The following is a 25,445-nucleotide window of genomic DNA, read 5'->3' as shown; positions in this document are numbered from 1 at the left end:
AGTTTGCTGGACCCATATCACACCTATTCTACGATACCGTCGCAAGCTGCTTTTACTGGTGGTGCGCGGGATGTCGTTCTCGTCGCTACTGACTGAGCCGATTGGACACGGGTCGGAATTAGGCCAGCGTGCCACCAACACTTTTCCCTCGACACTGGTACGAATACGCACGATGGCTCCCGCTAACCGACTCCGATACCCGACCAATCAGGTGGTGTTCCCGTGAGCGACGCCGACGATGCTGTCGAGTCGCTTCGGCGTGCCGCGCAGCGTCGCCGCGAGAAGCGCGAGCGAGTTGCCGAAATCGGTGAGGAAGAACTCCGGAGGGTTGCAGACGCCGCTGACGATGTCGAAACGGTCCTCTCACGCTACGAAGAGCGTGCGACCGACCGAGACGACTTACAGGGCTACATCGACTTCCGCGAGTCGCTTTCGTCTGTCCTCGAATCGCTCTCGTCGGAGATTCGCCACGCCGATGCGTTTGTCGAGGCAAACAACGCCCTCACGACGGGCGTCACCTCGACACTCTCGTCGTCTGATTTCGAACACGCCCGCGAGGCGCTCGAACCGGTTCGAACCGATGCGGCGCTCCTCGACTCGTGGCAGTCAGCGCGGGACGAGTACAAGAAGGCGCGTCGGGCCGTCAAAGACCGCAAACGCGAGTTGCGTGAGCAAATCGACCGCCTCGAACGTGTACGCGAACTCGGTGCGGCGGACCTCGACGCCCCAACCCAGAATCTTCGAGAGCCAATCGAAGCCTACAACGACGCCGTCACCGAGGCGTTTGACGAGTTTCTTGCTGACGCCCCCGCACGCAACGTGCTGGAATTTCTGGAGACGACGACGGCGTACCCCTTGGTCGAGTTTCCAGCGCTGCCGGCGCGTTTGCGCGACTATCTCGAATCAACGAGTATCGGGTCGGAGCCAGTTTCGGTTCTCGTCGAGTACGCCGACTACTCACCGTCGAAACTCGACCACTACGTGGCCGACTCGCAGTCGTTTCAGTCAGCGGTCGGAACCAACACCCGGCTATTGGCGACGCTCTCGGCCGACCCGCTCACCATCTCGTGGCCGCCGAAATCGGCGTCGGCACTCCGCTGGCGAGCGCGCGAACTCGTCGCCGTCGTCGGTCGATTTGCCGACGAGGAGACGGTCGCACAAGCGCGGACCATCCGTGCCCTCACAGAGCGCGACGACTACAGTAGACTCCGGGATGCGGCCGTCGCTCGCGAGTCTCTCACTGAGGACCAGCGGGCACGTCTCCAACGCGGCGAAGTCGAAGCCGAACTGGAGACGAAGCGCGCCGAAGTCGAGCGCACCGAAGCAGCACTCGACGAATACCTGCCGCTCGACGAGTGAGAAAAGAACTGCCCGATTAGGGTACAGTGTCAGTTACCCCAGTTAGGGTGCAGTGTGGTTCAGTTGACGTCGATAATTTCGACTTCGAACTCCAGCGTCTTACCGGCGAGTTCGTGGTTGAAGTCGATACGGACGGTATCCTCGTCGGCGTGGACGATTTCGCCGAGTCCGCCCTGTTGTGTCTGGACGTACATGCCGACTTCGGGGTCGTCGCCGAGAACCTCTCGCAGTTCGTCGGTTCCGTGTTCGCGAATCATGTCCTCCGACGGCTGGCCGTAGGCCTTCTCCGGCGGAATCTCGATGGTCTCCTCGTCGCCCTCTTCCATGCCGACGAGCGCCTCGTCGAGTCCTTCGATGACCGTTCCGGCCCCGACTTCGACTGTTAGCGGTTCGTAGTCACGGTCGGGCTGTTGCGCTGCGAGTCCGGATTCTTCGGCAACGTCAGCGCGAGACGTGTCGAACAGCGTTCCGTCGGTCAGTCGGCCGACGTATTCGAGCGAAACAGAATCACCAGTAGTAATCGTCATACAGTCATTCGTGTCTGGGCACGGATAAACGATGGCATCGAAATGCGACAGGTCGCTTTCGTCTCGGGGCCCTGCGACTCACTCGGTGAACTGCCTGAGGTTGTCGAGGAAACGGTCGCCGAAGGCGAGGACGAGCAGTGCGCCCACGAGATTGAACACGAGGTCCAAGGCCGTATCGGCGTGTCCGTACGAGACGAGCACCGGGTCGATGCCGAGTTTATTGGCACCGGTGTGGATGGCGTACTCGACGAGTTCCCAGGCGATTCCCAGACAGACGACGACTGCGAGCACTCGCGGGGCCGGGTCGCGCCCGCGACGGCGCGCGATGACGTGAATGATGCCGCTCAGAATCGACGCCGAATGGGTGTGCGTCAGGTGGTCCCACCACCACACGTCGTCGTAGGGGCCGAGCATTCCTACCGAGTGGGTAAACATCGCCGATTCGATGTACACGCGTTGCCACGGGCGGAACTCGACGTCGAACAGGCGTTCCAGAAGGTCCGGCGTGTACGTCCCAATCAGCGAGACGACTGCATTGACGACTGCGGCCGGTTTCCGACGGCGGACTCCGACGAAAAAGATGGCTACGATGGCGTATCTGATGCCGCGTTCGACCGTCTTGATGCCGATTTGGTGTGTGGTTCTCGCCACGGATGTCGCTCAGGAGAAATGATGAAACGAACCGAGAAATAGTTTCACATGTGTTGGTTTCCACGTGACAGTTGATGGGTAAACGGCGGCCGGGGATACGGTGGAGCGGTGGACCGAAGTCAGGCAACACGGTGAGGTGGCGAGTGAGTGCGACGCAGTCCGGGCGTGTCCAATAGAATTTTGCCTACTGAAACTGAATTTGTCTTCGACGAGGGCAGTCGGTTCTCCGCCCCGCGATTACCAGAGCCATGACGGACACTGACGACACAGACGCGGAGTCGATTAGAGCGAACACGCCCGGCAGAGGGATTCGTCCCGAAGCCGAAACAATCGAACCCGCCGCACCGGACGAGTTCGGACTCGTTCAGGTCTGGTGGGGAGACGGGAAAGGGAAGACGACGGCCGCGATGGGGATGGGCTTTCGCGCCGCCGGACACGGTTATCGGGTCCACATGCTGCAGTTCATGAAGGGTGGTGCCGATTCGGTCGAAGCAGTGCGCGGTGAGTACAATGCTATCGCAGCGATGCCGGGCTTTTCGTACGAGAACCTCGGCCACTACGGATGGGCGGGTATGCGAGACGGGAGCGACGACACCGACCACGAAAAGCAGGCGGACGCCGGACTCGAACGGGCACGCGAACTGCTCGACGCGGCCGGAGACGCAGACCTCGAATCGCCGCTCCCGCTCGACGGTGTACCCGAGGATGGTGTTCACCTCCTTATCCTCGACGAGATTCTGTACGCCGTCGCGATGGGTCTCGTCTCGGAGTCTGACGTCCTCGACCTTATCGACCGCAAACCCGACGCCCTCGAACTCGTGTTGACCGGGAGCCACGAGGAACCGACGTATCTCACCGACGTGGCCGACCTCGTGACGAACGTTCGGAAGGTCAAACACCCCATCGACGCCGGGCAACGCGCCCGGAAAGGGGCCGAATACTGAACACTCACGTCCGGCGTGTTTGCTTCGGCGTTCGGTCCGACGACGGAATAGCAGTCTGACCGACCGGGGGAATTGATTTGTTCGTCGACGGAGAATTATCGACAATTAAAATTGTACCAATGACACTCGATACATTCTTAGACGCAATCGACGCGCCATCTCGTTCACTGACAGTCCTCAATCGTTCGGCACCGAAACCCGTCCAGCGGATGCTCGAAGCGACGTTCGAAAACCAACCGCTTCAAATCGAAGAGGACCACCTTCCGAGCAGTGACGACGACGTGCTCGTTCTCAGCGAGGAACCCGACGACGGCGCGAAAGTCATCGCAACGTCTCGGCTCGAGGAACTCATGAATACGATTCTGATGGTGAACCCAGACCTCTATATCACGGGGCAGACCGACCTCGAAAACTTCGAGTTGCCCTCGGTGTTGACCCGACTGGACGACTCCGGTCGTCGTTTCAACGACTCTCCCGAATCGACGATGAACGCGGGACGCGCACCGTCTACGAGAAAATCGCTGCCTCCGGCACCCAGACGCACATGTACGGGATCCCAGACTGGCGGCCATCGCTCGAATTCGGCGTCGTGAGTCACGGGGGCTACACCGAGGACTTCAGAAATTCGTGGTTCGTCGTCTACACGCCACCAGAAGACGAGTCACTCGACACAGAACAGGTTGCTTTCGACCCAGTTGCACTCCTCGCGCTGGAGACGGAACCGAGAGTGTGGGAGGGTTATTGGACGTTCGACCCTGTTCTCGTCGGCGAAATCGACGAGTACATCGCGCGCAACATGTGAACCCTTATCACCACCCTCATCTCTTCCCCCTCAGCGTGTCGCATTCACGCTTGCGGCCTCGAAATTGTAAGTACCGGAACGGGCGCGGTTCGGACCATCTCCTCTGCGACGCTTCCGAGGAGGATACGGTCTACGCCGCTTTTTCCGGTCGTCCCGAGAACCACCGCGTGTACGTCGTTTTCTTCGACGAACGACCGAATCTCCGCTGCCGGTGCGCCATGTTCGATGTGCTCGTTCACGTTTGAGACGCCGCGGTCGTTCGCCTCCGAGACGATTGCGTCGATTGCCTCTGTCGCACCGCGTTCGGATTCACCGCTCGAAATCATCGACCGGATGTCCGGCCCGAGCGACGAGTCGTCGACGACCGACAGGATATCGACAGTCGCATCGAGCGCCACTGCGAGGTCGAGACCGTACCTCGCGGCGCGTTTCGACGCCTCGCTGCCATCGGTGGGGAGCAAGATGCGCTCGTACGGGAAGACAAGTGTCTCGTCGGGGTCCATTCGAGCAGCCAGGACGGGACGGTCCGACAACCGGACGACTTTCTCGGTGACGCTGCCGTAGAAGCTTCGGGCCAACCCCTGTCGGCCGTGTGTCGGCATCGCGATGAGGTCGTAGTCGTACTGGTCTGCGTACTCGACGATGGTGGGTGCGGGGTTCCCCTGGACAACGTCCGTATCGTAGTCGACGCCGAGCGTCTCTAGCGTCTTGCCCGCCTCCTCGACGATGCGTTTTCCCTCCTGTTCGAGCGCGTCAACGACATCCCGCCCAACGACTGTGACGCTGTCGCGGTTCGTATTTGCCACGTATAGCAGTTGGACAGTCGCACCCGACCAGTGGGCAATCTCGCTCACGTGGTGCATGACGCGACTCTGGTCGGTTCCGTCCTCGATGGGGAGGAGAATACTGTCGTACATGGGTACTTGTTGTACCGGTGGCACGTAAGGACTTTCGTCGGGTGACTGCGTGTGACCACTGCCTCGACCGGACCGTATTTTACGCTGGATGTTATTTGTTTGATATATGCTCGTCTGGCCGATTTCGTCGGGGACGACAGCTGTTCACACAGCGACCATCGGGTCCGTCCTTTTCGGTATTGGATTTCTCGTTGCGGGCGGGTTCGTCGTACTCGTCAGCGGTCGGTACGTCTGGCGAACGCTCTCAATCGTCCGGGCGACGGCGGTCCCGGCAGTCGGGCGAGAACACGCCGGAAACATGGTGCGAGTGACTGGAACCGCGGCCCGTATCGAGGACAGGGCGCTCGTCTCACCGTTCAGTGGAGTTCCGTCGCTCGCGGTTCGATACGAGATTAGTGAGCGGCGAATCTCGCCAATACTACTGCCGTGGTTCGTCACCATCTTCACCAACTCAGCGTCCGTGCCGTTCGCCCTCGACACGGGAACGCAGACCATTTCGGTCGGTTCCGCATCGCGAACTGTGACAACTCCGAAGACGGTTGTCACGACGCTCGACCCGGACGAGTCACCACCCGAGTACGTCTCGTCGTTCGAACGAAAGACGGACTCAGTTCCCGTCTCGACGCGCTGGCGAAACCCGCCCCGTGTCGTTCGCCGACTCTCTTCGGCACTCGGTCTCGGCACCCGAAAATACACAGAAGCGCGGGTGACGCCCGGTGACGAAGTGACTGTCGTTGGTCGCGTCTCGAACGGAGAGGAGGCGACTGTCACGCCGCTCGTCGTCTCGTCGTTCTCGCCGATGCGGAGTGTCTTCCGAATGGCCTCAACGTCCCTGACCGGATTCTCTATTGGGACCGTCTGTTGCACACTCGGAGTGGCACTCGTCGCCCTCTCGTAAGTCAGTGACTCGTCGCTCATTCGTTGCCCTGACGACCGCATGCGCACGAAACCTTTTGCCGTATTGCAACGAATCTCTACTAATGGAGCACTCGACCCCCAACGGTCCCGTCCTCGTCGCCGTCGAGGACCCGACCCACGTCCAACAACTCGTTCGGACGGCGGGTGACCTCGCGTGGGCGGGGTCAGGGTCGATTCGGCTCATTACCGTCCTCGTCAAGTCGTACGATTCGCCCTTCGGGGTGTTCGACGACGAGACGATACTCCGGGACTTCTCGGGTGACTCGCGGGCGCTCTTGGAAAACGCAGAGCCACCGGAGGGGGTCGCCATCGAACGCGACGTGGTCGTTGCCCGGTCTGTCGCCAGCGGCATTCTGAAAGCGGTCGGAGAGACCGATCCCTCGGCGCTCGTCATCGGGTGGGTCGGCCTCTCGCGCCGGTCGGACACGGTCTTCGGCACGACAGTCGACAAACTCATCGAGCGGGCCCCCTGCGACGTGTTCGTCGAGCGCATCGGACAGGAGGCAGACGGCGTAGATTCGATACTCCTCCCAGTCGCCGGTGGTCCCCACGTCGGTGCGGCGGCGACCGTCGCGAGGGCAATCGCCGACAGAAACGACGCACGAATTCTGATCTACTCCGTCGCTACACCCACGTTCGGCATGGATGGTGCCCAGCAGTTCGTCAAGGAAGCGAGCGAGACAGTAAACTCGACGCCACCGTTCGGAACGACCGTCGAAACGAAAGTGTACGAGAGCGAGAATGCGACGACAGCTATCACCGAGGAGTCGGAATCACACGACATCGTCGTCGTCGGCGCGACTCGAAAGGGGCCGCTTCGACGGCGACTCATCGGGTCGGTCGCAAAGCGAGTCGTCAAACAGACCGATACGACCGTGATTCTCGCACGCGACGCCGACATTGTCAGAACACCCCTTCAACGACTTGGTGAGTTATTACGACGGTGATAGACACAGGGTTCTGGATACTGGTTGCGATGGCGACGGCGACGGGAATCGCCACCGCGTGGACGCTCGGCGCGAACAGCAACTCGCCGCCGTTCGCCCCCGCTATCGGAGCCAACGCCATCTCGACGATGCGCGCCGCGTTCATGATTGGGATTCTCGCGATGTTGGGCGCGCTCACGCAGGGCGGTAGTATCTCGAAAACGGTCGGCGTCGGGTTGATAGACGGCGTCGTCATCACGTCTCTCGCGGCCACGGCCGGGTTGCTGACGGCCACGGCGTTCATGGCGTTCGGCATCTACTCCGGCTATCCGGTTCCGGCGGCGTTCGCGACGACCGGCGCGATGATTGGTGTGGGCTTGTCTCTCGGCGGTGACCCCGTATTCGACACGTATAGACGAATCGGGACGTTCTGGATGCTGGTCCCACCTGTCTCCGGAACGTTAGCGTACGTGACGGCGACGCTCCTCCGCCGAGACGATATCCCCGAAACGGTGAGTGTGCCGCTGCTCGCGGCCGTCGTCGGTGGTATTATCGCCAACATCAGACTCGGCGTCGTGCCGTCGCCGCCCGGGTCGGAACAGGGGTCGCTCTCCGGGTTCGTGGCCCGAACAGTGACGAACTCACAACTTCTCTCGGGTGTCGTTCCGGTGGATGCCGTCGCCGCCGCAGTGACACTCGGCATGGCTGCTGTGGGTTTTTACTTCATCCGTCGTCGAACACAGGCGTCCGTCGAGCGCGGCGTTCGGACGTTTCTCATCGGTCTCGGGAGCGTCGTCGCGTTCTCTAGCGGCGGGAGTCAGGTTGGACTGGCGACGGGACCGCTCGAAAACCTTTACAGCGTCGAACTCGGATTGCCGTCGTTCGTGCTTCTCAGCGTCGGTGCCGTCGGAATCCTCGCCGGTGCGTGGATGGGTTCGACTCGGCTGCTTCAGGCGACCGCACGCGAGTACGCCCAACTCGGCGCTCGGCGTTCGATTGCCGCGCTCGTCCCCGGGTTCATCATCGCGCAGGTTGCCATCGGCCTCGGCATTCCGATTTCGTTCAACAACATCATTATCTCGGGCGTCATCGGTGGCGGCCTCGCGGGGGGGTCGGCAGGTGTCTCACGCCGGAAGATAGGCGTCACGCTGGCGTTCTGGCTTCTCACGCTCGTGTCGTCGGTGCTCGTCGGATACGGCGTCTACTGGGTGTTTTCCAGCGTTATTACTGTCTGAGGGCCGGGTTACACGACGAGTATCTCATCCGACCCCGGCGTTGAACTCAGTGGGGGCCGAAGACCCGGCATGGAGTGGGACGAACGCTTTCGCGAAGGTGAGTACCCGACCAACCCGGACCCCTCGCCCGTGTTGCGAGCGTACGCCGAGACGTTCCCGGAGGGACAGGCCCTCGACGTGGCAACCGGAACTGGTCGGAACGCGCTGTTTCTCGCCGAACAGGGATACGACGTGGACGCCCTCGACTTCTCCGAGGAGGGACTGCGAATCGTTCGGGAGAACGCCCGTGACAAGGGAGTCGACGACCGAATCGAAACGGTTCAGGCGGACGCGGAGACGTACGACTTTCCGGCAGACACCTACGACGTAATCACGATCAGTTTTTACCGCACGCTCGACCGACTGGGCGACATCAAATCGGCGCTGAATCCCGGTGGTGTACTGTTCTACCAGCACCATCTCCGGTCGGACCCGCCAGCGACGGTCGGTCCGCGAACGGACCGCTATCGACTGCGGTCGAACGAATTGCTTCACGCCTGTCTGGACCTCACAGTGCTGTACTACGAGGAATCGACCGAACAGGTCGACGGCCGAACGTCGGCGTCGGCAACGGTAATTGCACGGAATTCGCACGGTGGGGCGCAATCGTATCCGACCCGACACTGGGAGAAATGATGCGGAAGCGACACTGGAGGAAGTGAGACAGAACCGGGAGCGGGAGCAGTCGGACCGGGCCTCGAACCCCACCACTGAAACACGGTCACAGGGTCCCTGGTAGTTCGTCTCGCTTGGCTGTCCGAACGAAGAAACTACTTACCTCCCTCTCTGACGCGAGCGTATCCAATGACTCTGGACGACGACGCACGGGAGTATCACCGGCGGACGCCGCCGGGCAAGCTAGAGATTTCGACGACGAAGCCCACGAACACGCAACGAGACCTGTCGCTCGCGTACTCCCCGGGTGTCGCGGCACCGTGTCGCGACATCGACGACGACGAGACGCTCGCATACGAGTACACCGCCAAGGAGAACCTCGTCGGCGTCGTCTCCAACGGGACGGCCGTCCTCGGCCTCGGCGATATCGGTGCTCAGGCATCGAAACCGGTCATGGAGGGTAAGGGCGTCCTGTTCAAGCGCTTCGCCGATATCGACGTGTTCGACGTGGAACTCGACCTCGAAGAGACCGAGGCGTTCGTCCAGGCCGTCGCAGCGATGGAACCGACGTTTGGCGGCATCAACCTCGAAGACATCAAAGCGCCCGAGTGCTTCGAAATCGAGGCCCGCCTCCGAGAGGAGATGTCTATCCCCGTCTTCCACGACGACCAGCACGGGACGGCCATCATCTCCGGCGCGGCGCTTCTCAACGCAGTCGAACTCGTCGACAAGGAACTGTCGGACCTTCAGGTCGCGTTCGCTGGCGCGGGTGCAGCGGCGACCGCCACTGCTCGGTTCTACGTCTCGCTCGGCATCCCGCGCGAAAACATCACCATGTGCGACATCGACGGTATCCTCTCGGACTCCCGCGCCGAGGCAGGTGACCTCGACGAATACACCGAACCATTCGCTCGCGGCGTTCCGGACGGTGAACTCGAAGACGCCATGGAGGGTGCGGACGTGTTCGTCGGCCTCTCCGTTGGCGGCATCGTCTCGCAGGAGATGGTCCGGTTGATGGCTGACAACCCAATCATCTTCGCGATGGCGAACCCCGACCCGGAAATCGGCTACGAGGACGCCAAAGCCGCCCGCGACGACACCGTCATCATGGCAACCGGCCGGTCAGACTACCCGAATCAGGTGAACAACGTTCTGGGCTTCCCCTTTATCTTCCGTGGTGCGCTCGACGTACGTGCCACCGAAATCAACGAGGAGATGAAACGCGCGGCCGCCGAGGCACTCGCCGACCTCGCTCGACAGGACGTGCCCGACTCGGTCGTCAAGGCCTACGGCGACGAACCGCTGCAATTCGGCCCCGACTATCTCATCCCGAAACCACTCGACCAGCGCGTCCTCTACGAGGTGACACCAGCGGTGGCGAAGGCGGCGATGGAAAGCGGTGCCGCACGGCGCGAGCGCGACCTCGACGCGTACCGCGAGGAACTCGAAGCGCGCCTCGGAAAGTCCCGCGAGATGATGCGTGTCGTCCTCAACAAGGCGATGTCGAACCGACAGCGCGTCGTCCTCGCCGAAGGCGAAGACGAGAAGACGATTCGTGCGGCCAACCAACTCCTCGAAGAAGGTATCGCCGAACCCATCCTCGTCGGTCGGACGACCAGAATCCTTCGGAAAGCAGAAGAACTGGGCCTCGATTTCGACCCCATCATCGCCAACCCACACGACGGCGAGTGGAACCACTACGTCGACTTCCTCTACGAGCAACGCAAGCGCAAGGGCCTCACCCGAACCGAGGCGAAGGAACTCATCCGGCAAGATCCGAACTACTTCGCCAGCGTGATGGTCGAGATGGACGACGCGGACGCGATGCTCACGGGTCTCACCCACCACTACCCGTCGGCGCTCCGACCGCCCCTGCAAATTATCGGAACGGCCGACGACGCCGAGTACGCCGCCGGCGTCTACATGTTGACGTTCAAGAACCGCGTCGTCTTCTGCGCCGACGCTACTGTCAACCTCGACCCCGACGAGAACGTCCTCGCTGAGGTGACGAAACACACGGCGGAACTCGCCCGCCGGTTCAACGTCGAACCGCGCGCGGCGCTCTTATCGTACTCTGACTTCGGCAGCGTTGACAACGAGGGAACGCGCAAGCCGAGAGCGGCCGTGAAACTCCTGCACGACGACCCAGAGGTTGACTTCCCCGTCGACGGCGAGATGCAGGCCGACACGGCGCTCGTCGAGGAGATGCTGAACGACACCTACGACTTCGCCGACCTCGACGGACCCGCGAACGTCCTCGTCTTCCCGAATCTCGAAGCGGGAAACATCGGCTACAAACTCCTCCAGCGTCTCGGCGGCGCGGAGGCTATCGGCCCGATGCTCGTCGGTATGGACAAGCCCGTCCACGTCCTCCAACGCGGCGACGAAGTGAAAGACATCGTCAACATGGCAGGGGTCGCCGCCGCCGACGCACAAGAGTAGGCCGAACTTCGACCCACCGAAACAGGAGTCTGATTTCCGTGATCCCACTTTCGAGAGCTATCACGTCAAATCGATGTAAATTATTTATCGCGTGGTGGTGATAGTGACGACTATGAGCGAGCCGAGAGAGGGGGACGGTGATGGCGTCTCGTCTTCCAGCGAGGAAGGTCAACACGGGGTGTCGGAGGGACGTACTGAGTCGTTTGTCACGCGCGTGCTCCAGTACGAGTGGGCGGACACGATAGTCACAGACCCGCCGGAGACAGATGGGATATCGTGGGTGCCCGGAAATGTTGGTGAGTCCTGTGGTCGCATCGCCCCGAATGTATGGAGTCCCGGGCGTGAGCTAGGGTTTGACCTGTATTTCACGCATTACCCGACACCGAAGCTGTTCAGTCGCGGGACGTTCCGGTTCGAACTGACAATCGATGGCGTCGAGGGAGAACCCCGGACGCTCCCAGACGGAGTGGACACCCAGCGCCTTCGGCAACTGTTCGCCGACCGGGTCGCCCGCGCCGACCCGACCGAGAGTACAGCGGGGTCGTGGGTAGAATCCAGTCTCGTAGAAGACGACGAGCGTCTCCTCTGGAAGGCGACGTACAATTTCTCTGCGCGCGACGAGGTTGCCTACTACGAGACGCTGCGGACAGCCATCGAAGACCACGCGTGGATTGTCCCGCTCGTCGCCGACATCTTTCACTCGATGGCGGACGATTCGTCGGTCTAAACTGCGCCGACTCCGTTCGATTTTTACCGTCACGCCGTAGTTGTACACTGATGACCGTGAGGGATACGCTCGACGAGCCGCGCATCATCGACACCCACGCACACCAGCCCACAGCAGAGTTCCTCCGCGACGCTGGTGGCGAGATGATGCAGGACGCGGCGAACAAGTTCGGCACTGAGATGGAGACGTGGGACTACGAGGCGATGATAGAAGAGTACCACGAACAGGGCATCGGGAAGGCCATCATGCTCGGGTGGGACGCCGAGACAAACACGGGCAACCCGCCGGTTCCGAACGACTACGTCGCCGAAATCCGCGACGAACATCCGGATTTCTTCATCGGGTTCGGGAGCGTCGACCCCCTGAAAGACGACTGCGTCGAGGAGGCGATTCGCTGCGTCGAAGACCTCGACCTCTCTGGATTCAAGTTCCAGCAAATCGCACAGGGATTCGACCCGAGTGACGAAGCGCACACCGAGTTGTTCGACACTATCGAGGACCTCGGCGTCCCCGTCATCTTTCACGGCGGCAACTCGACGCTCGGCGCCGGGTCGCCCGGCGGTCGCGGCCTCAAAATCAAGTACGGTAACCCGATGCTCATCGACGACGTGGCGGCGGAGCACCCCGACCTCCAGATACTCATCGCTCACCCGGCGTTCCCGTGGGAGAAAGAGCAACTCGCCATCTGCCAGCAGAAAGGCAACGTCTACATGGACTTCTCGGGGTGGCTCCCGAAGTACATCGACGACCAGGTCCTCCACTACGCGAAGACGGTGCTGCAGGACAAGGTCATGTTCGGCACCGACTACCCGATGATTCGCCCCGAGACGTGGTTCGAGTCGTTCGACGAATCCTTCGACGCCTCCGACGAGGTCAAGCGCAAGATTCTCTGGGAGAACGCCGAAGAGTTCCTCGGGCTGAACTGAGCGCCCAGGCACTCTCCGTCGTCTCGACCAGTCTAAACATTCTACAATTTGTAGAATTTTCGGCCGGCGAAATCGCCAGTCACTGATAGTCCGCTGCGGCCGCGTCGACGACTGGGTATGGCTGCGGCCGTTCGCACGCCACGTCTGCTCCACCATGCTCTTTGTGCGTAGTACTCGAAGTTACCGTATGGTGACAGTAACTGACGCGCTCTTCCTGACGGTGGTGGCGTTTCTATTCGTACACGAACTCGATGCGATTCGCCAGCGTGAGTGGCGATTCTTCTTCGCTCCGACGACGGTTCGTGACGTGCGGGCGTCTCAGATATTCATCGCTCTACACGCACCGTTATTGGTTGTGCTACTGGGGTACCTAGATTCTACAGCGTTTCAGTTAGGTTTCGACGTGTTTGCAATCGCCCACGGAATCGTGCACTTCGGCCTCCGAAACCATCCACTGGTTGCGTTCGAGAACTGGTTCTCGCGAATCTGGATCTTCGGCGGGTCCCTACTCGGTGTCACCCATCTACTCTTCGTGCTGTAACCCCCGGCGTCGTCGACCCAGACGACACCAGTCGAGTCTCCTCGTTGTCGGCGGCGTCGCCGCGACGGCCGCAGTCTGCGACGCGGTCGGTCGCCTCCCGAACTGCTCAGTCGAACTCCGGCCGCCGCTTTTCGAGAAACGCCGAGACGCCTTCCTCGTGGGATTCAGTGTCGTACGCGAGCGTCTGTGCGTGGGCTTCGTGTTCGAGACCGTCCCGCCACGACCGACCGAGGTTCGCGTGAATCGCCTCCTTTGCGAGCGCAAGCGTCTCTGTTGGCCGCGAGGCGAGTGTTTCGACCATCTCGTCGACGACCGAATCGAGTTCGTCGGCGTCGACTACCTCGTTCACCAACTCGAGTTCTGCTGCTCGCTCGGCAGGAATGAGTTTCCCGGTAAACGCCAGTTCCTTCGCTGCTCGAAGACCGACGAGACGGGGAAGCGTCACGGTCGCACCCGCATCGGGGACGAGTCCGACGTTCACGAACGAGGCACCGAATCGAGCTTCGCGTGCGGCGTAGGCGAAGTCGCAGGCGGCGACGACTGACGTTCCGGCACCGACGGCGTCGCCATTCACGCGGGCGACGACGGGAACCGGTGCAGTGAGTATCGCCTCGGCGACCCGACCAAGGGTGCCGCGAACTCGTTCGTACGCCTCTCGGGCAGTTTCGTCTCGCTCGGCCATCGCCTCGATATCACCGCCTGCGCTGAAGGCGTCGCCGTCGCCAGTCAGCACGACGGCGTCGAACGCTTCGGGGGATACGTCTTCGAGTGCTTCCGAAAATTCACGTGCCACGTCGGCTGTGAAGGCGTTTTTTACCTCGGGTCGGTCGAACGTGACGGTCCGGACGCCGTCGGCGTCTTCGACTCGCATACGCCGGTGTACACGGACAGCGCTTAAATAGCCTCCCCGAATATTGTCTGGAGGAGCGACTGCTGTGCTCGTCGGAGACGTTCGAGGAACGCGGACTTGCTGATGCCGAGTTCCGCGGCAACCTCGTCTGCGGTGCGTTGTCTCGGGATGGTGAAGTAGCCCAACTCCAACGCGACGCGAAGGCTCTCTTCTTGTGCCGGGGTGAGGTCCCACGCACGGCCGATTGGTTCGTCTTCGTCCGCCCGGAGCGGGTAGACCCGCTGGAGGGTGATTCCAACGGTCTGACCAGCCTTCTCCATCACACCCCGGAGAACGTCGTACCCGACAACAGCACCACGCATCGTCGCCCCACCCTCGCTGTACTGCATCGACTCGACGAGGAAGCCTTCGTCGACGAGTTCGTGGACGACACACGGATGTTTCGAGAGACACCGATACGTGCTGGCGTCGTCACCGCCCGTGACGTGAAGATACCGAATCCGCTCGTCTCGGTCCAACACGGTCGCCAACTGCTCGTCGAGCGGCGCAGAAAAGCGCAAGAGGACGTTCCCATCCGTGCGGAGCTGTGGGGCGGCCGCATCGACCGTCACCGCTGCCTCGCTTGTTGCACGTGCGAGCGGACAGTCGTCGCCCTCGATGCGGAACTCCGCAACGAGGCACTCATCTATCATGACACGTGTACACACGCGCAACCGGTATAAAAAGACCGTCTATAGGCGGGCCAATCGGTAAGTGGTTGCTCACGATAGTTTATGGCAGAGACATGGACATCGAAACCGTCAAAGAACGGGCAGGTCCGCGAGAATTCTCCGCCAAAGACGACATGCCGGAGGAGTACCGTAAGGCCGCGACCCGTATGATTCAGTTCCACGCGAACAGTGAGATAATGGGGGCGTATCTGGAGCGCCCATTCATTCGCCAAGCGCCGAGTCTGGAGCGCAAGCTCGCGTTCTCGGCGAAGACGCAGGATGAACTCGGTCACGGGCAACTCCTGTACCGTGCCGCCGAGAGTCTGGGCATCAAGACTCGCGAGGAGATGCTCGAGGAACTCGAAAACGGCGAGGGGAAGTTCCTGAACTGCTTCCACTATCCAATGGAGTCGTGGGTGGAGACGCCGATGATTGCGTTCTTCGTCGACGGCGCGGCGATGCGTCGGCAGGCGACGCTGAAAAACACCTCGTGGGAACCGTACGCCCACGCGATGGACAAGGTCTGTTTCGAGGAAGGATTCCACGTCAAACACGGCGAGGCAATCCTTCACGAACTGATGACCGGGTCCAAGAAGGAACAGGAGATGACCCAAGAGGCCTTCGAGAATTGGTGGCCTCGCATCATCCAGTTCTTCGGCCCCACCGACAAGCAGTCGACCCACCACGGCTTCGCCAGTGAGGTCGGTCTGAAGCAGATGTCGAACGACGAACTCCGTCGGGCGTTCCTCAACAGTTACATCCCGAAAGCCGAGAAGTACGGCCTCGAAATCCCCGAGATGCCACGCATCACGAAGAAGGACGACGGGACGTACGACGTGAACGAAGACGACCTCGACTGGGACGAGTTCTTCAAGATTGCCAAAAACGAGTACGAACCCGGCGTCGGCCAAATCGACGGCCGCAAGAAGGCCCAGGAGGCGGTCGCGTGGGTTCGCGAATCGATGGACAAACACGAACAGACCCTGTACGGCGGCGGCGAAAGCCCGCAGGCGGCCGACTAACGGAGTGATTCGATGATTTGGGAAGTATTCCGACAAAAGAAAGCAGGCGACTACCACACCCACTGCGGCAACGTCCACGCGCCCGACCGCGAGATGGCGTTGCTGTTTGCGGAAGTACAGCACGGCCGACGGATGCCCACGAACAGCCTCTGGGTCGTCCCGAAAGACGAAATCGGTGAAGTCGACACCGAAGACGTTGCCTTCGGCGGGACGACCGACAAGTCCTACCGCTGGGCGATGACCTACAACTTCGAGGCCGCGGCCGAAGAGGTCGCCGCCTCCGAGAGTGAACAGTCCGAAGCCGAACAACAGCGGCGCTCCGTCGTGGAGGGTGACGACTAATGGCGGCAGCGAAACAACTCCCCGGACCACAGGACCTCTCGGACGACGAGCGCGAAGCCGTCGAGGCGCTTTTGTTCAGTCTGGCCGACGACGAGTTCGTCATCGCAGAGCGCTACACCGAGTGGCAGGTTCGGGCACCGACTATCGAGTCCGACATCTCGGTCGCCAACATCGCGCAGGACGAACTGGGGCACGCCCGCCTCTATTACGACCTGCTCGAAGACTTCGGCTACGAGGAACCGGACCTCATTTGGGAACGCGACGCGAGCGAATGGCGACACAGCACGCTCTGTGAACTCCCATTCGAAGAGGGTGATTGGGCCGACTACGTCGTCCGGTCGTTCCTCTTCGACGAAGCCGAGTACGTCCGCCTGCAAGCGCTCGAAGGCTCGTCGTATCCGCGTCTAGCCGACCGCATCGAGAAGATACTCGCCGAAGAGAAGTACCACCGCGAACACGCCCGCAGTTGGCTCGAACGCCTCTGCGAGGACGACGACACGCGCGCTCGAATGCAGGACGCCGTCGACAGGCTCCTGCCCCACGCGCTGACGCTGTTCGCGCCGACCGACGAGGAAATCGAAGCCCGCATCGACGAACTCGGCATCCGGACCGAGAATCTGCTCACCATGCGCGAGGAGTGGCTGGACGAAGTCGTCCCGACGCTCGAATCCGTCGGTCTACACGTCGAGGAAGCACAGTTACCCGAACAGTACGATGTCCACCACGCGGACTTCGACCTCCCGGACGAACTCGGCCGCGACACGTCGCACACCGACGCGTGGTTCGACCTCTACGACGAGTTCACGAAGAGCTACCGTGAACTCGGCCGCCACAAAGCGGCCAAGATTATGAAGGACCCAGACGATGAGTAGTGAATTCGACCCCGACGCGCAGTACTGCGCACACACGGACTACAGCGAGGGCACTGCCCACGACGAACTCCCGGCCACCGGCGAGGGTACCGTCGGCGTCGAGCGAGACGTGTGGGACGCTCTCTACTCGGTCGAGGACCCGGAGATGCCAATCAGCATCGTCGACCTGGGCCTCATCTACGCTGTCGGGGTCGAATCAGAGACGGGCGAAGCGCGCATCGACATGACCCTCACCTACACCGGCTGTCCGGCCCGGAACATGTTGCAAGACGACATCCGGGGCGCAGTCGAAGCGGTCGAGGGTGTCGAAGACGTGCTCATCAACCTCGTGTGGAGTCCCGCGTGGTCCACCGCGATGGTGACCGAACAGGGTCGCAAAGACCTCCGCGACTTCGGCTTGAGCGTGTAACCATGAGACGACTTTCAGACCCCAGTGTCACGACGACGGGTGAGACGAACGGTGCTCGATGTCCATACTGCGACGGGACGAACACCGACCGAGAGCATCCGAAAGGACCCTCGCTCTGCCGGTCGATGCACTACTGTCACGACTGCGAAGAACCGTTCGAGAAGTTCGGCTGAGCGGTCTGACTTCCGGTTGCATCCGTTTCCCGTCGCCTAACCACCGTTTTTTCGACACTGAATCGCTGGACCAGTTACGTCGCTGAGGGAGGACGCTCGCGAAGTTCGTCCCTCGACGAGAATGGATAGTCCTCGATAGAACGTTCTTCCAGCGTTGTTTCGGTTATCCGGTAGGTGACGGTGTAGGTGTACGTGGGCGGCCGGACGAGTCGATACGCGTCCCGTATCCGTCCATGGCACCGGAGACGAACACGGAACTGCTCGTCCCCAATCTCTAAGACTGAAATCGCTGTACAGCGGGCCCTCACTTCGTCTCGCCTGTCGAACGTGTAGCCCCGCGACCCGAGCAGGTCGTTGTACAGGCGAGTCTCTTCGTACTCGACGAGGTACGCGACCGCTGTCGTTTGAGTGATAGTCTCAGGTCTCTCGGGGGCGAACGGATTCTGTTCACTCACAACGTTCGAGTCGTAGGGTGAATCCACGACGAGAACCGTACTCACTCCGAGTACGACGACACCGACGACGACGAAAACTATGAGGGGCGGTCGCATCTGCGTGGTTAGCGACGCTACGACGGGAATTGTCAAAAAACGAGGTGGTGGGGTGAAGGATGTCAGAGGCACCCCGAAAGTGCGACAGGGGCTAGACTGGACCAGCCCCGACTTCGAGACCTCCAGTTGGCACTCGAAGACGGTGACCGTCGCCCTCAGATGTTGAGGTTGACGTTCTTAGCTTGCGTGAACTCGCGGACTGCTTCTTCGCCCTGCTCGCGACCGTGGCCGCTCTGCTTTGTGCCGCCGAAGGGTGTCTGCGGGAACGTCACCGGATACTCGTTGACGCTGACCATGCCGTAGTCGAGGCGGTCGGCGACGCGGTGGGCCTTCGAGAGCCCCTGCGTCCAGACACCGGCGAGAAGTCCGTACGGGGAGTCGTTGGCGATTTCGACTGCCTCTTCCATGTCCGAGAACTCGATGACCGAGAGGACGGGGCCGAATATCTCCTCGCGAGCGACCGTCATATCGTTGGTCACGTCGGTCAGGACGGTCGGTCTGACGAAGTAGCCAGAGTCTTTGTCTTCGTCGACGCCGCCGCCACAGGCGACGGTTGCGCCCTCTTTCTCACCGATGGAGATGTACTCCAGTACGTCATCCATGTGGTCCTCGCTGACGACAGGACCCATTCGGGCGTCGTCGTCGATGCCCGACCCGAGCGGGGTGGACTCGGCGCGCTGGATGATTTTCTCGACCAGTTCGTCGGCGACATCCTCGTGGACGAGGAGGCGCGACCCGGCCCAGCACATCTGTCCGGCGTTCATGAAGATACCGTAGTGGACGCCCTTCGCTGCGGCGTCGAGGTCGGCGTCGGGGAAGATGATGTTTGGTCCCTTCCCGCCGAGTTCGAGCGTCACGCCGGTGACGTTCTGGGCAGCGTCGGCCATGACGCGCTTTCCGATTTCGGTGCTCCCGGTGAAGGTAACGTGTTCGACACCGGGGTGCGACGCGAGGGCAGCCCCTGCGCCGGACCCGGACCCGGGAACGACGTTTACGACGCCGTCAGGGAGGCCGGCTTTTTCAGCGGCGAGGCCGTAGTAGAGCGCCGACAGCGGTGTCTGGCTCGATGGCTTCAAGACGGTGGTGTTACCGCAGGCCAGCGCGGGTGCGAGACTGCGCCCGGCGAGTTGGAACGGGTAGTTCCACGGGGCGATGTGTGCGGTGACGCCGAGCGGTTCACGCGTCGTGTAGTTCACGCGCTCGCCGGGAACTGGATTGTACTGGCCGGTCACCTTGTCGGACCACCCGGCGTAGTACCGGAAGGTGTCGATTACCATCTGGATTTCCATCCCGGCCTCGAACGGCGTCTTGCCGTTGTCGTGCGATTCCACCAGCGTAATCTCGTCTTTCATCTCCTCAATGGCGTCGGCCATCGCACGGAGCTTTTCGCCGCGCTCGGAGGGAGCCATCGTACGCCACTCGCTTCCGTACTCGGCTGCCGCACTCGCCGCTTCGACCGCCGCGTCGACATCTTCCTCGTCGGCGCGAGCGACTTCTGCGTACAGTTCCTCGGTCGCGGGGTCCACACTCTGGATGGTCTCTCCGGCTTCGGCGTCTACCCATTCGCCGCCGATGTAGAGACTCGTCGGGCCGCTGTATTCCATTACGAATCCGTGTTCGGAGCGCAATTATTAATTGTTACCGATTACGCCAATGCAGGCGACGCGGGCGCTCCGACACTCGGTGACCGCCAGTCCACCTCAGCCAGTCTTGTAGACGCCGCGTGCGCTGGCGATGTGCGCATCGTCCTCTGCGTACACGTCGACATCGACGGTGCCAACGTCACCGCCGAGACGAACCACGTCTGCTTCCGCGCGAAGGTCGCCGGTCCCGGCGTTCAGGTAGTCGATACGCATGTCGATAGTCGGAACCGGTTGGTCGACGAGACTGACGAGGGCCGCGCCGCCGACAGTATCCGCGAGCGTGAACGTGACGCCGCCGTGGGCCATCACCTGATCGGAGTTCCACGACAGGTCCTCTCGCATCTCGATGTATCCCTCTGCGTGGCCGTCTTCGACTTCCGTGACCTCGATGCCCAGCAACTGGGCGAATGGCATGCTCTCGAAGAACTGCTCGATGTCCATATCTCCTTATCTCAGGACTCCGTTAAGTTGGTTTCGTCCGCTTGAGCCGAAAGAGGGTGAACTCCGACGTCACCGGTGGTCGTAGACGCGCTGGACCTTCCCGACTTTCGTGCGCTCTATCTCTCCCGGTTCGACCAGCGTTACGTCGTCGGGCGAGAAGGACAGTACGTTCGACAGGCGCTTTCGGATGCGCGATTCGAGGTCATCGCGTGACCCGTCGAAATCCTCGGTGAGTTCGACCGTCAGGTCGAGTTTGTCGAGTGTCCCCTCTCGCCGGAGATCGATACGGTAGTGCGGGGCAACCTCGTCGAATTCGAGGACGACCGATTCGACTTCGCTCGGGTAGAAGTTCACCCCACGGACGATGATGAGGTCGTCCGCCCGCCCGGTGACAGAGTCCATCCGTACACTCGTCCGGCCGCACTCACAGGTGTCGTAGTTCAGTGTGGTCAGGTCGCCCGTCCGATAGCGCAGAACGGGGAGCGCTTGCTTCGTGAGCGTGGTCAAGACGAGTTCGCCTTCTTCACCTTCCCCGACCAGTTCGCCCGTCTCCGGGTTGATAACCTCCGGGTAGAAGTGGTCCTCCCAGATGTGCATGCCATCCTGTTCGAGGCACTCGACGGCGACGCCCGGTCCGATAATCTCCGACAGGCCGTAGTTCTCGACAGCGGTCGCGTCGAAGCGTTCTTCTATTTCGTTTCGCATCGGCTCGGTACATGGTTCTGCCCCGAAGAGAACCGTCGAAAGTTCGAGGTCTGCGGGGTCGTAGCCCATGTCTTCGGCGACTTCCGCGAGGTAGAGTGCGTACGACGGGGTGAGACAGATAGCGGTGACTCCGAGGTCGGCGAGCATCTCGACTTGGCGCTGGGTGTTGCCGCCGCCAGTCGGGACGACTGCCATCCCCATCGCGGTCGCTCCATCGTGAAAGCCGAATCCGCCGGTGAAGAGACCGTAGCTGTAGGCGTTCTGGAGGCTGTCGTCGCTCGTCAGTCCGACCCCGCGAAATCCGCGAGCCATCACCTCGCGCCACACGTCGAGGTCGTCTCGGGTGTAGCCAACGATTTTGGGCTTGCCGGTCGTCCCTGACGAGGCGTGGATACGAACTACCTCGTCCATATCCACGGCGAACATGCCCGTCGGATACTCGTCTCTGAAGTCTTCTTTCGTCGTAAACGGGAGCTTCGAGAGGTCTTCGACACCCTCGATATCACCCGGTTCGACGCCGATGTCGTCGAATTGCTCGCGGTAGAAGGCGACGTTCTCGTAGGCGTGCCGAACGACGTTCCGAACCCGTTCGTCCTGCACCTCCCGCAACTCGTCTCTGGGGAGTCTGGTTACGTCCACATCGCTGGTCCTCATTGCTCTTCAGTCCGCGTTACTATCATAAAAAATTGCCCACGATACGAGTTACTCGGCCGCCGAGACGCCAAGGTAGCGGTCGAGAACCTCGTCCGATTCGGCGACTTCGTCGGCCGGACCCTCGTGGACGACCTGTCCCTTGTCGAGGATGTAGACGTAGTCGGCGGCATCGAGCGCCACCTGAACGTTCTGCTCGACGAGCAGGATAGTGACGCCCTCGTCGTTCAGTTCGTCTATCTTCCGCTGGACCTGCTTGACGATAGACGGGGCGAGACCCTCGGTCGGTTCGTCGAGCATCAGGAGGTCCGGCGCGGAGACGAGCGCGCGGGCGATGGCGAGCATCTGCTGTTCGCCCCCGGAGAGGTTCGCACCTCTGCTCTCGCTGTGGCGAGCAAGGTTCTCGAACTCGTCGATTATCTCGTCGACGCTCGGTTTCTCTATGTCGCGTCGGCCACCGATGCGGCCGATTTCGACGTTTTCACGGACCGTCAGGCCCGGGAATACGCGCCGTTCTTCGGGGACGAGCGCGATGCCCGCCTGCGCGGTTTTCTCGGGTGAGAGACTCCCGATGTCCTTCCCGTCGAAAGTGACGCTCCCGCTTGTCGGAGCCACGCTCCCAAGGATGGTCCGAAGCGTCGTCGTCTTCCCGACGCCGTTGCGGCCGATGAGTGTAACGACAGACCCCTTTTCCACGTCGAGGTTGACGCCTTGGAGGACCCGAGTCGACCCGTATCCCGAGACGAGGTCCCGGACCGAAAGCAGCGGGTCGCTCACGCTTCGACACCTCCGAAGTACGCCCGCCGAACGTCTGGGTCCTCAGACACCGCTTCGGGAGTCCCCTCAGCGAGTATCGCGCCCCTGTGGAGGACGGTGATGCGGTCGGAGACGCGCATCACGAGGTCGATGTCGTGTTCGATGAGAAGCAGCGTCCGGTCCGACAACACCTCGTCGATGAGGTCCATCGTCGCGTGCGTCTCTTCCGCGCTCATCCCTGCAGTTGGCTCGTCGAGCAAGACCATGTCGGGGTCCGTGGCGAGGACGATGGCGATTTCGAGTCGCCGCTTGTCACCGTAGGCGAGGTTGTCTGCGACTTCGTCGCCGCGGTCCAGCAGTCCGGACCGGTCGAGCACACGCTCTGTGTGTGCGTTTACCTCCTCGAACGTGTTCGCCCGCTTGAGGAACTCCTCAGTTGGGCGGAACCCTTCGTGCTGTGCCGCCTGCGCCGAGAGCCTGACGTTCTCGCGGACCGTGAGCCCCGAGAAGATGTTCGTAATCTGGAACGACCGGCCCAACCCTTTGCGCACCCGCTCGTGCGGGGGAAGTCCAGTCACGTCCTCACCGTTGAACGTCACAGTCCCGTTCGACGGGCGGAGTGCACCCGTCAACAGGTTGAACGTCGTCGTCTTTCCGGCCCCGTTGGGCCCGATGAGGCTCCGGAACTCACCGCGCTCGATTTCGAGATTCACGTCGTCGACGGCGACGAGTTTGCCGAACTCCTTTGTGAGGTTCGTGGTCTCGAGGATTGGTTCACTCATGCTGTTCCACCTCCGCGTCCGTGACACTCGTCTGGTCGCGGATTGTCGTCCCGAACATGGGGTGTTCGCTGACGGTCTTCGGGAGCGACACCAGTCCTCGCGGTACGAAGATGACGAACAGGACGAACAACACGCCGATGACGAGTTGCCATTGGTCGATGTACGACGAGAGGATGTCCTCTGCGGCGACGAAGACGCCAGCGCCAATCATCGGCCCGTAGAGCGTTCCCATCCCGCCGAGGACGGCCATTACGATGACCTCACCGGAGTTAATCCAGTGGAGGAACGACGGGGCGACGTAGCCGTTGTTCGCGGCGAAGAGTCCACCGGCGAGACCGGCGAGACCGCCGGAGACGACGAACGCGCGGCGCTTGTACGCGGTCACGTCGTAGCCGATGAACGACGCCCGGTCTTCGCTCTCGCGGATGGCCTGCAGGACCGAGCCGAACGGTGCGTCGATGAGACGCCGGGCGAGCAGGTACGACCCGACGACAACGACGAGGAGGAAGTAGTACTGGACGATGCCGCCGTCGAGGACGAACAGGCCCAGCGGAATCTCGAACTCGCCGGGGTCGATACCGAGTCCGGCGAGGCCGTAGAAAACGTCCACGCCGAAGAGGCCGTCAGAACCGCCGGTGAAGTCGAACTTGAACACGGCGTTGTAGAACAACTCCGCGAATCCGAGAGTAATCATCGCGAAGAACACCCCGGAGACGCGAATCGACAGATAGCCGACGAACCACGCGATAGCGGCGCAGACCAAGACGGCCGCGACTAGCGCGACGAACACCGACGGGGAGACGTGCATCAGGGTGAGGACCGAGACGTACGCGCCCACGCCGTAAAACAGCGTGTGCCCGAGGGAGACCAGTCCCGCGTAGCCGAGGACTAAGTCGAGACTGAGCGCGAACAGCGCCCAGATGAGGATGTCTTCGAGGAGCGTCACGGAGTAGGTGACGCCCGTCAACTCCGCGAAGAACGGCACGAGGACGAGGACGCCGACGGCGGCGTAGCCGAGTTTCGTCCGCGTCTCCGACGACAGCACCCCGCCGCCTGCCCCGTGGAGGAGCGCGCCGTCGTGGTGTTCTCCGGCACCGATGGAGGTGCCGAACAGCCCCGTCGGCTTGACGACGAGGACGGCAATCATGAGAAGGAACACGATGAGTCCCTCGAGGAACGGGGTGTACGTCCGCGCCAGCGTCTGGACGACGCCGACGAACAGGCCGCCCGCCACCGCGCCTCGGAACGACCCGAGGCCACCGAGGACGACGATGACGAATGCGGGGATGATGACGCTGGACCCCATGGTCGGACTGACGTTCTGGAATGCCCCGAGGACGATACCGGCGACGCCCGCGAGCGCGGCACCGAACCCGAACGTCAGCGTGTAGTAGCGGTCGATGTTGATGCCGAGATTGCGGACCATCCCGCGGTCCTCGGACCCGGCGCGGATTATCATCCCGAACTGGGTGCGGCTAAGCAGCAACCACGTCCCGAGTGCGAGAATCGAGCCGAAGACGATGATGCCGTAGTTGTACAGTGAGTACGTGAAACCGAAGAACGCAATCGGTTGGTCGAGTGCGGCCGGGATGGGGAACGGCTTGGCCGACTTCCCCCACACGGACGTGATGAGGTCGTTGATGATGAGCACCAACCCGAACGTGAGGAGAATGTGGTACAGCGGGTCGCGACCGTAGAGTCGCTTCACTGTGAGCCGTTCGATACCCATGCCGACGACGCCGACGAGCAAGGGGGCGACGACGAGCGCGACCCAGAAGCCTGCGCCTCCGAGCGGGCCGGCGATAGCGAACGCGAAGTACGCGCCGAGAGCGAACAGTTCGCCGTGAGCGAAGTTGATGACGTCCATCACGCCGAAGATGATGGAAAGCCCCGCTGCGAGGAGGACGTACACCATCCCCACGACGAGTCCGTTGAGGATTTGCTCTGCGACGGCGGTGGCGACGGACAT

At 61.7% G+C, this 25,445-nt stretch carries 27 protein-coding genes and 1 pseudogene; 16 read left to right on the top strand and 12 right to left on the bottom strand.

Features of this window, described 5'->3' with window-relative positions; translation table 11 throughout:
• The first annotated feature begins 222 nt into the window (after positions 1–222).
• A complete protein-coding gene (locus ACH9L7_RS16480) occupies positions 223–1,359 on the top strand; it encodes a hypothetical protein (RefSeq protein WP_396613535.1) in 1,137 nt (378 codons plus the stop codon).
• 59 nt (positions 1,360–1,418) lie between these two features.
• Here ACH9L7_RS16480 and ACH9L7_RS16475 read toward each other — a convergent pair whose 3' ends face one another.
• Together ACH9L7_RS16475 and ACH9L7_RS16470 are read right to left on the bottom strand one after the other, a co-directional pair.
• The gene (locus tag ACH9L7_RS16475; protein WP_396613534.1) at positions 1,419–1,886 is read right to left on the bottom strand and encodes a peptidylprolyl isomerase; all 468 of its coding nucleotides are present in this window, start codon (positions 1,884–1,886) and stop codon (positions 1,419–1,421) included.
• Positions 1,887–1,964: 78 nt separating this feature from the next.
• A complete protein-coding gene (locus ACH9L7_RS16470) occupies positions 1,965–2,537 on the bottom strand; it encodes a hypothetical protein (protein WP_396613533.1) in 573 nt (190 codons plus the stop codon).
• A gap of 248 nt (positions 2,538–2,785) precedes the next feature.
• On the opposite strand from ACH9L7_RS16470, the gene ACH9L7_RS16465 reads away from it, so the two are divergent.
• Together ACH9L7_RS16465 and ACH9L7_RS16460 are read left to right on the top strand one after the other, a co-directional pair.
• Entirely contained in the window at positions 2,786–3,481 is a 696-nt protein-coding gene (locus tag ACH9L7_RS16465; protein ID WP_396613532.1) for a cob(I)yrinic acid a,c-diamide adenosyltransferase, read from the top strand.
• A 119-nt stretch (positions 3,482–3,600) separates the two neighbouring features.
• Positions 3,601–4,283, top strand: a pseudogene (locus ACH9L7_RS16460) (histidine kinase).
• 44 nt (positions 4,284–4,327) lie between these two features.
• Here ACH9L7_RS16460 and ACH9L7_RS16455 read toward each other — a convergent pair.
• Positions 4,328–5,200 (bottom strand): universal stress protein, encoded by an 873-nt coding sequence (locus tag ACH9L7_RS16455; protein WP_396613531.1) that lies wholly within the window; start codon positions 5,198–5,200, stop codon positions 4,328–4,330.
• Positions 5,201–5,306: 106 nt separating this feature from the next.
• Between ACH9L7_RS16455 and ACH9L7_RS16450 the strand changes: the two genes are divergently transcribed.
• The 8 genes from ACH9L7_RS16450 (at position 5,307) to ACH9L7_RS16415 (ending at position 13,569) form a co-directional block, all read left to right on the top strand.
• A complete protein-coding gene (locus ACH9L7_RS16450) occupies positions 5,307–6,098 on the top strand; it encodes a hypothetical protein (RefSeq protein WP_396613530.1) in 792 nt (263 codons plus the stop codon).
• Positions 6,099–6,180: 82 nt separating this feature from the next.
• Positions 6,181–7,065: a universal stress protein gene (locus ACH9L7_RS16445; protein ID WP_396613529.1), complete on the top strand. Its 885-nt coding sequence runs from the start codon at positions 6,181–6,183 to the stop codon at positions 7,063–7,065.
• Positions 7,066–7,094: 29 nt separating this feature from the next.
• Entirely contained in the window at positions 7,095–8,279 is a 1,185-nt protein-coding gene (locus ACH9L7_RS16440) for an anion permease (protein ID WP_396613639.1), read from the top strand.
• 69 nt (positions 8,280–8,348) lie between these two features.
• Entirely contained in the window at positions 8,349–8,954 is a 606-nt protein-coding gene (locus ACH9L7_RS16435; protein ID WP_396613528.1) for a class I SAM-dependent methyltransferase, read from the top strand.
• Between the two features lie 168 nt (positions 8,955–9,122).
• Complete coding sequence (locus ACH9L7_RS16430; RefSeq protein ID WP_396613527.1) at positions 9,123–11,375, top strand: NADP-dependent malic enzyme; 2,253 nt, start codon at positions 9,123–9,125, stop codon at positions 11,373–11,375.
• A gap of 112 nt (positions 11,376–11,487) precedes the next feature.
• Positions 11,488–12,102 carry a hypothetical protein gene (locus ACH9L7_RS16425; protein ID WP_396613526.1) on the top strand — a complete coding sequence of 205 codons (615 nt, stop codon included), beginning with the start codon at positions 11,488–11,490 and terminating at the stop codon, positions 12,100–12,102.
• 50 nt (positions 12,103–12,152) lie between these two features.
• Positions 12,153–13,028 carry an amidohydrolase family protein gene (locus ACH9L7_RS16420; RefSeq protein ID WP_396613525.1) on the top strand — a complete coding sequence of 292 codons (876 nt, stop codon included), beginning with the start codon at positions 12,153–12,155 and terminating at the stop codon, positions 13,026–13,028.
• A 187-nt stretch (positions 13,029–13,215) separates the two neighbouring features.
• Positions 13,216–13,569, top strand: coding sequence for a DUF6713 family protein (locus tag ACH9L7_RS16415; protein WP_396613524.1), 354 nt, complete (start codon positions 13,216–13,218; stop codon positions 13,567–13,569).
• A 106-nt stretch (positions 13,570–13,675) separates the two neighbouring features.
• Here ACH9L7_RS16415 and ACH9L7_RS16410 read toward each other — a convergent pair whose 3' ends face one another.
• On the bottom strand, positions 13,676–14,440 hold the full coding sequence (locus tag ACH9L7_RS16410) for an enoyl-CoA hydratase/isomerase family protein (protein WP_396613523.1): 765 nt from the start codon (positions 14,438–14,440) through the stop codon (positions 13,676–13,678).
• A gap of 23 nt (positions 14,441–14,463) precedes the next feature.
• Positions 14,464–15,111, bottom strand: a complete 648-nt coding sequence (locus ACH9L7_RS16405; protein ID WP_396613522.1) for a helix-turn-helix domain-containing protein — start codon at positions 15,109–15,111, stop codon at positions 14,464–14,466.
• 92 nt (positions 15,112–15,203) lie between these two features.
• Between ACH9L7_RS16405 and paaA the strand changes: the two genes are divergently transcribed.
• Genes paaA through paaE form a run of 5 tightly spaced genes read left to right on the top strand, consistent with a single transcriptional unit; the run spans position 15,204 to position 17,947 of the window.
• Positions 15,204–16,151 carry a 1,2-phenylacetyl-CoA epoxidase subunit PaaA gene (paaA, locus tag ACH9L7_RS16400; protein WP_396613521.1) on the top strand — a complete coding sequence of 316 codons (948 nt, stop codon included), beginning with the start codon at positions 15,204–15,206 and terminating at the stop codon, positions 16,149–16,151.
• A gap of 12 nt (positions 16,152–16,163) precedes the next feature.
• The gene (gene paaB / locus ACH9L7_RS16395) at positions 16,164–16,493 is read left to right on the top strand and encodes a 1,2-phenylacetyl-CoA epoxidase subunit PaaB (protein ID WP_396613520.1); all 330 of its coding nucleotides are present in this window, start codon (positions 16,164–16,166) and stop codon (positions 16,491–16,493) included.
• Positions 16,493–17,365, top strand: a complete 873-nt coding sequence (gene paaC / locus ACH9L7_RS16390; protein WP_396613519.1) for a 1,2-phenylacetyl-CoA epoxidase subunit PaaC — start codon at positions 16,493–16,495, stop codon at positions 17,363–17,365. The genes paaB and paaC overlap by 1 nt, the downstream gene beginning before the upstream one ends.
• Positions 17,358–17,774, top strand: coding sequence for a 1,2-phenylacetyl-CoA epoxidase subunit PaaD (gene paaD / locus ACH9L7_RS16385; protein WP_396613518.1), 417 nt, complete (start codon positions 17,358–17,360; stop codon positions 17,772–17,774). The genes paaC and paaD overlap by 8 nt, the downstream gene beginning before the upstream one ends.
• Before the next feature lie 2 nt (positions 17,775–17,776).
• On the top strand, positions 17,777–17,947 hold the full coding sequence (paaE, locus tag ACH9L7_RS16380) for a 1,2-phenylacetyl-CoA epoxidase subunit PaaE (protein ID WP_396613517.1): 171 nt from the start codon (positions 17,777–17,779) through the stop codon (positions 17,945–17,947).
• Positions 17,948–18,021: 74 nt separating this feature from the next.
• Here the strand turns inward: paaE and ACH9L7_RS16375 are convergent, their stop codons facing one another.
• The 7 genes from ACH9L7_RS16375 to ACH9L7_RS16345 all read right to left on the bottom strand — a co-directional run bounded on the left by ACH9L7_RS16375 (position 18,022) and on the right by ACH9L7_RS16345 (position 25,445).
• Entirely contained in the window at positions 18,022–18,498 is a 477-nt protein-coding gene (locus ACH9L7_RS16375) for a hypothetical protein (protein ID WP_396613516.1), read from the bottom strand.
• Positions 18,499–18,653: 155 nt separating this feature from the next.
• Entirely contained in the window at positions 18,654–20,102 is a 1,449-nt protein-coding gene (locus ACH9L7_RS16370; protein WP_396613515.1) for an aldehyde dehydrogenase family protein, read from the bottom strand.
• Between the two features lie 96 nt (positions 20,103–20,198).
• Positions 20,199–20,582 (bottom strand): PaaI family thioesterase, encoded by a 384-nt coding sequence (locus tag ACH9L7_RS16365; RefSeq protein ID WP_396613514.1) that lies wholly within the window; start codon positions 20,580–20,582, stop codon positions 20,199–20,201.
• Between the two features lie 69 nt (positions 20,583–20,651).
• Entirely contained in the window at positions 20,652–21,941 is a 1,290-nt protein-coding gene (gene paaK, locus ACH9L7_RS16360; protein WP_396613513.1) for a phenylacetate--CoA ligase PaaK, read from the bottom strand.
• A 48-nt stretch (positions 21,942–21,989) separates the two neighbouring features.
• The gene (locus tag ACH9L7_RS16355; RefSeq protein ID WP_396613512.1) at positions 21,990–22,715 is read right to left on the bottom strand and encodes an ABC transporter ATP-binding protein; all 726 of its coding nucleotides are present in this window, start codon (positions 22,713–22,715) and stop codon (positions 21,990–21,992) included.
• The gene (locus ACH9L7_RS16350; protein WP_396613511.1) at positions 22,712–23,476 is read right to left on the bottom strand and encodes an ABC transporter ATP-binding protein; all 765 of its coding nucleotides are present in this window, start codon (positions 23,474–23,476) and stop codon (positions 22,712–22,714) included. The genes ACH9L7_RS16355 and ACH9L7_RS16350 overlap by 4 nt, the downstream gene beginning before the upstream one ends.
• Positions 23,469–25,445, bottom strand: a complete 1,977-nt coding sequence (locus tag ACH9L7_RS16345) for an ABC transporter permease (protein ID WP_396613510.1) — start codon at positions 25,443–25,445, stop codon at positions 23,469–23,471. The genes ACH9L7_RS16350 and ACH9L7_RS16345 overlap by 8 nt, the downstream gene beginning before the upstream one ends.

Origin of the sequence: Haloferax sp. S1W, from assembly GCF_044593955.1 — an archaeon.
Taxonomy (GTDB): domain Archaea; phylum Halobacteriota; class Halobacteria; order Halobacteriales; family Haloferacaceae; genus Haloferax.
The sequence above is the reverse complement of the archived record's forward strand: the minus strand, read 5'-3'. Positions and strand labels throughout refer to the sequence as shown.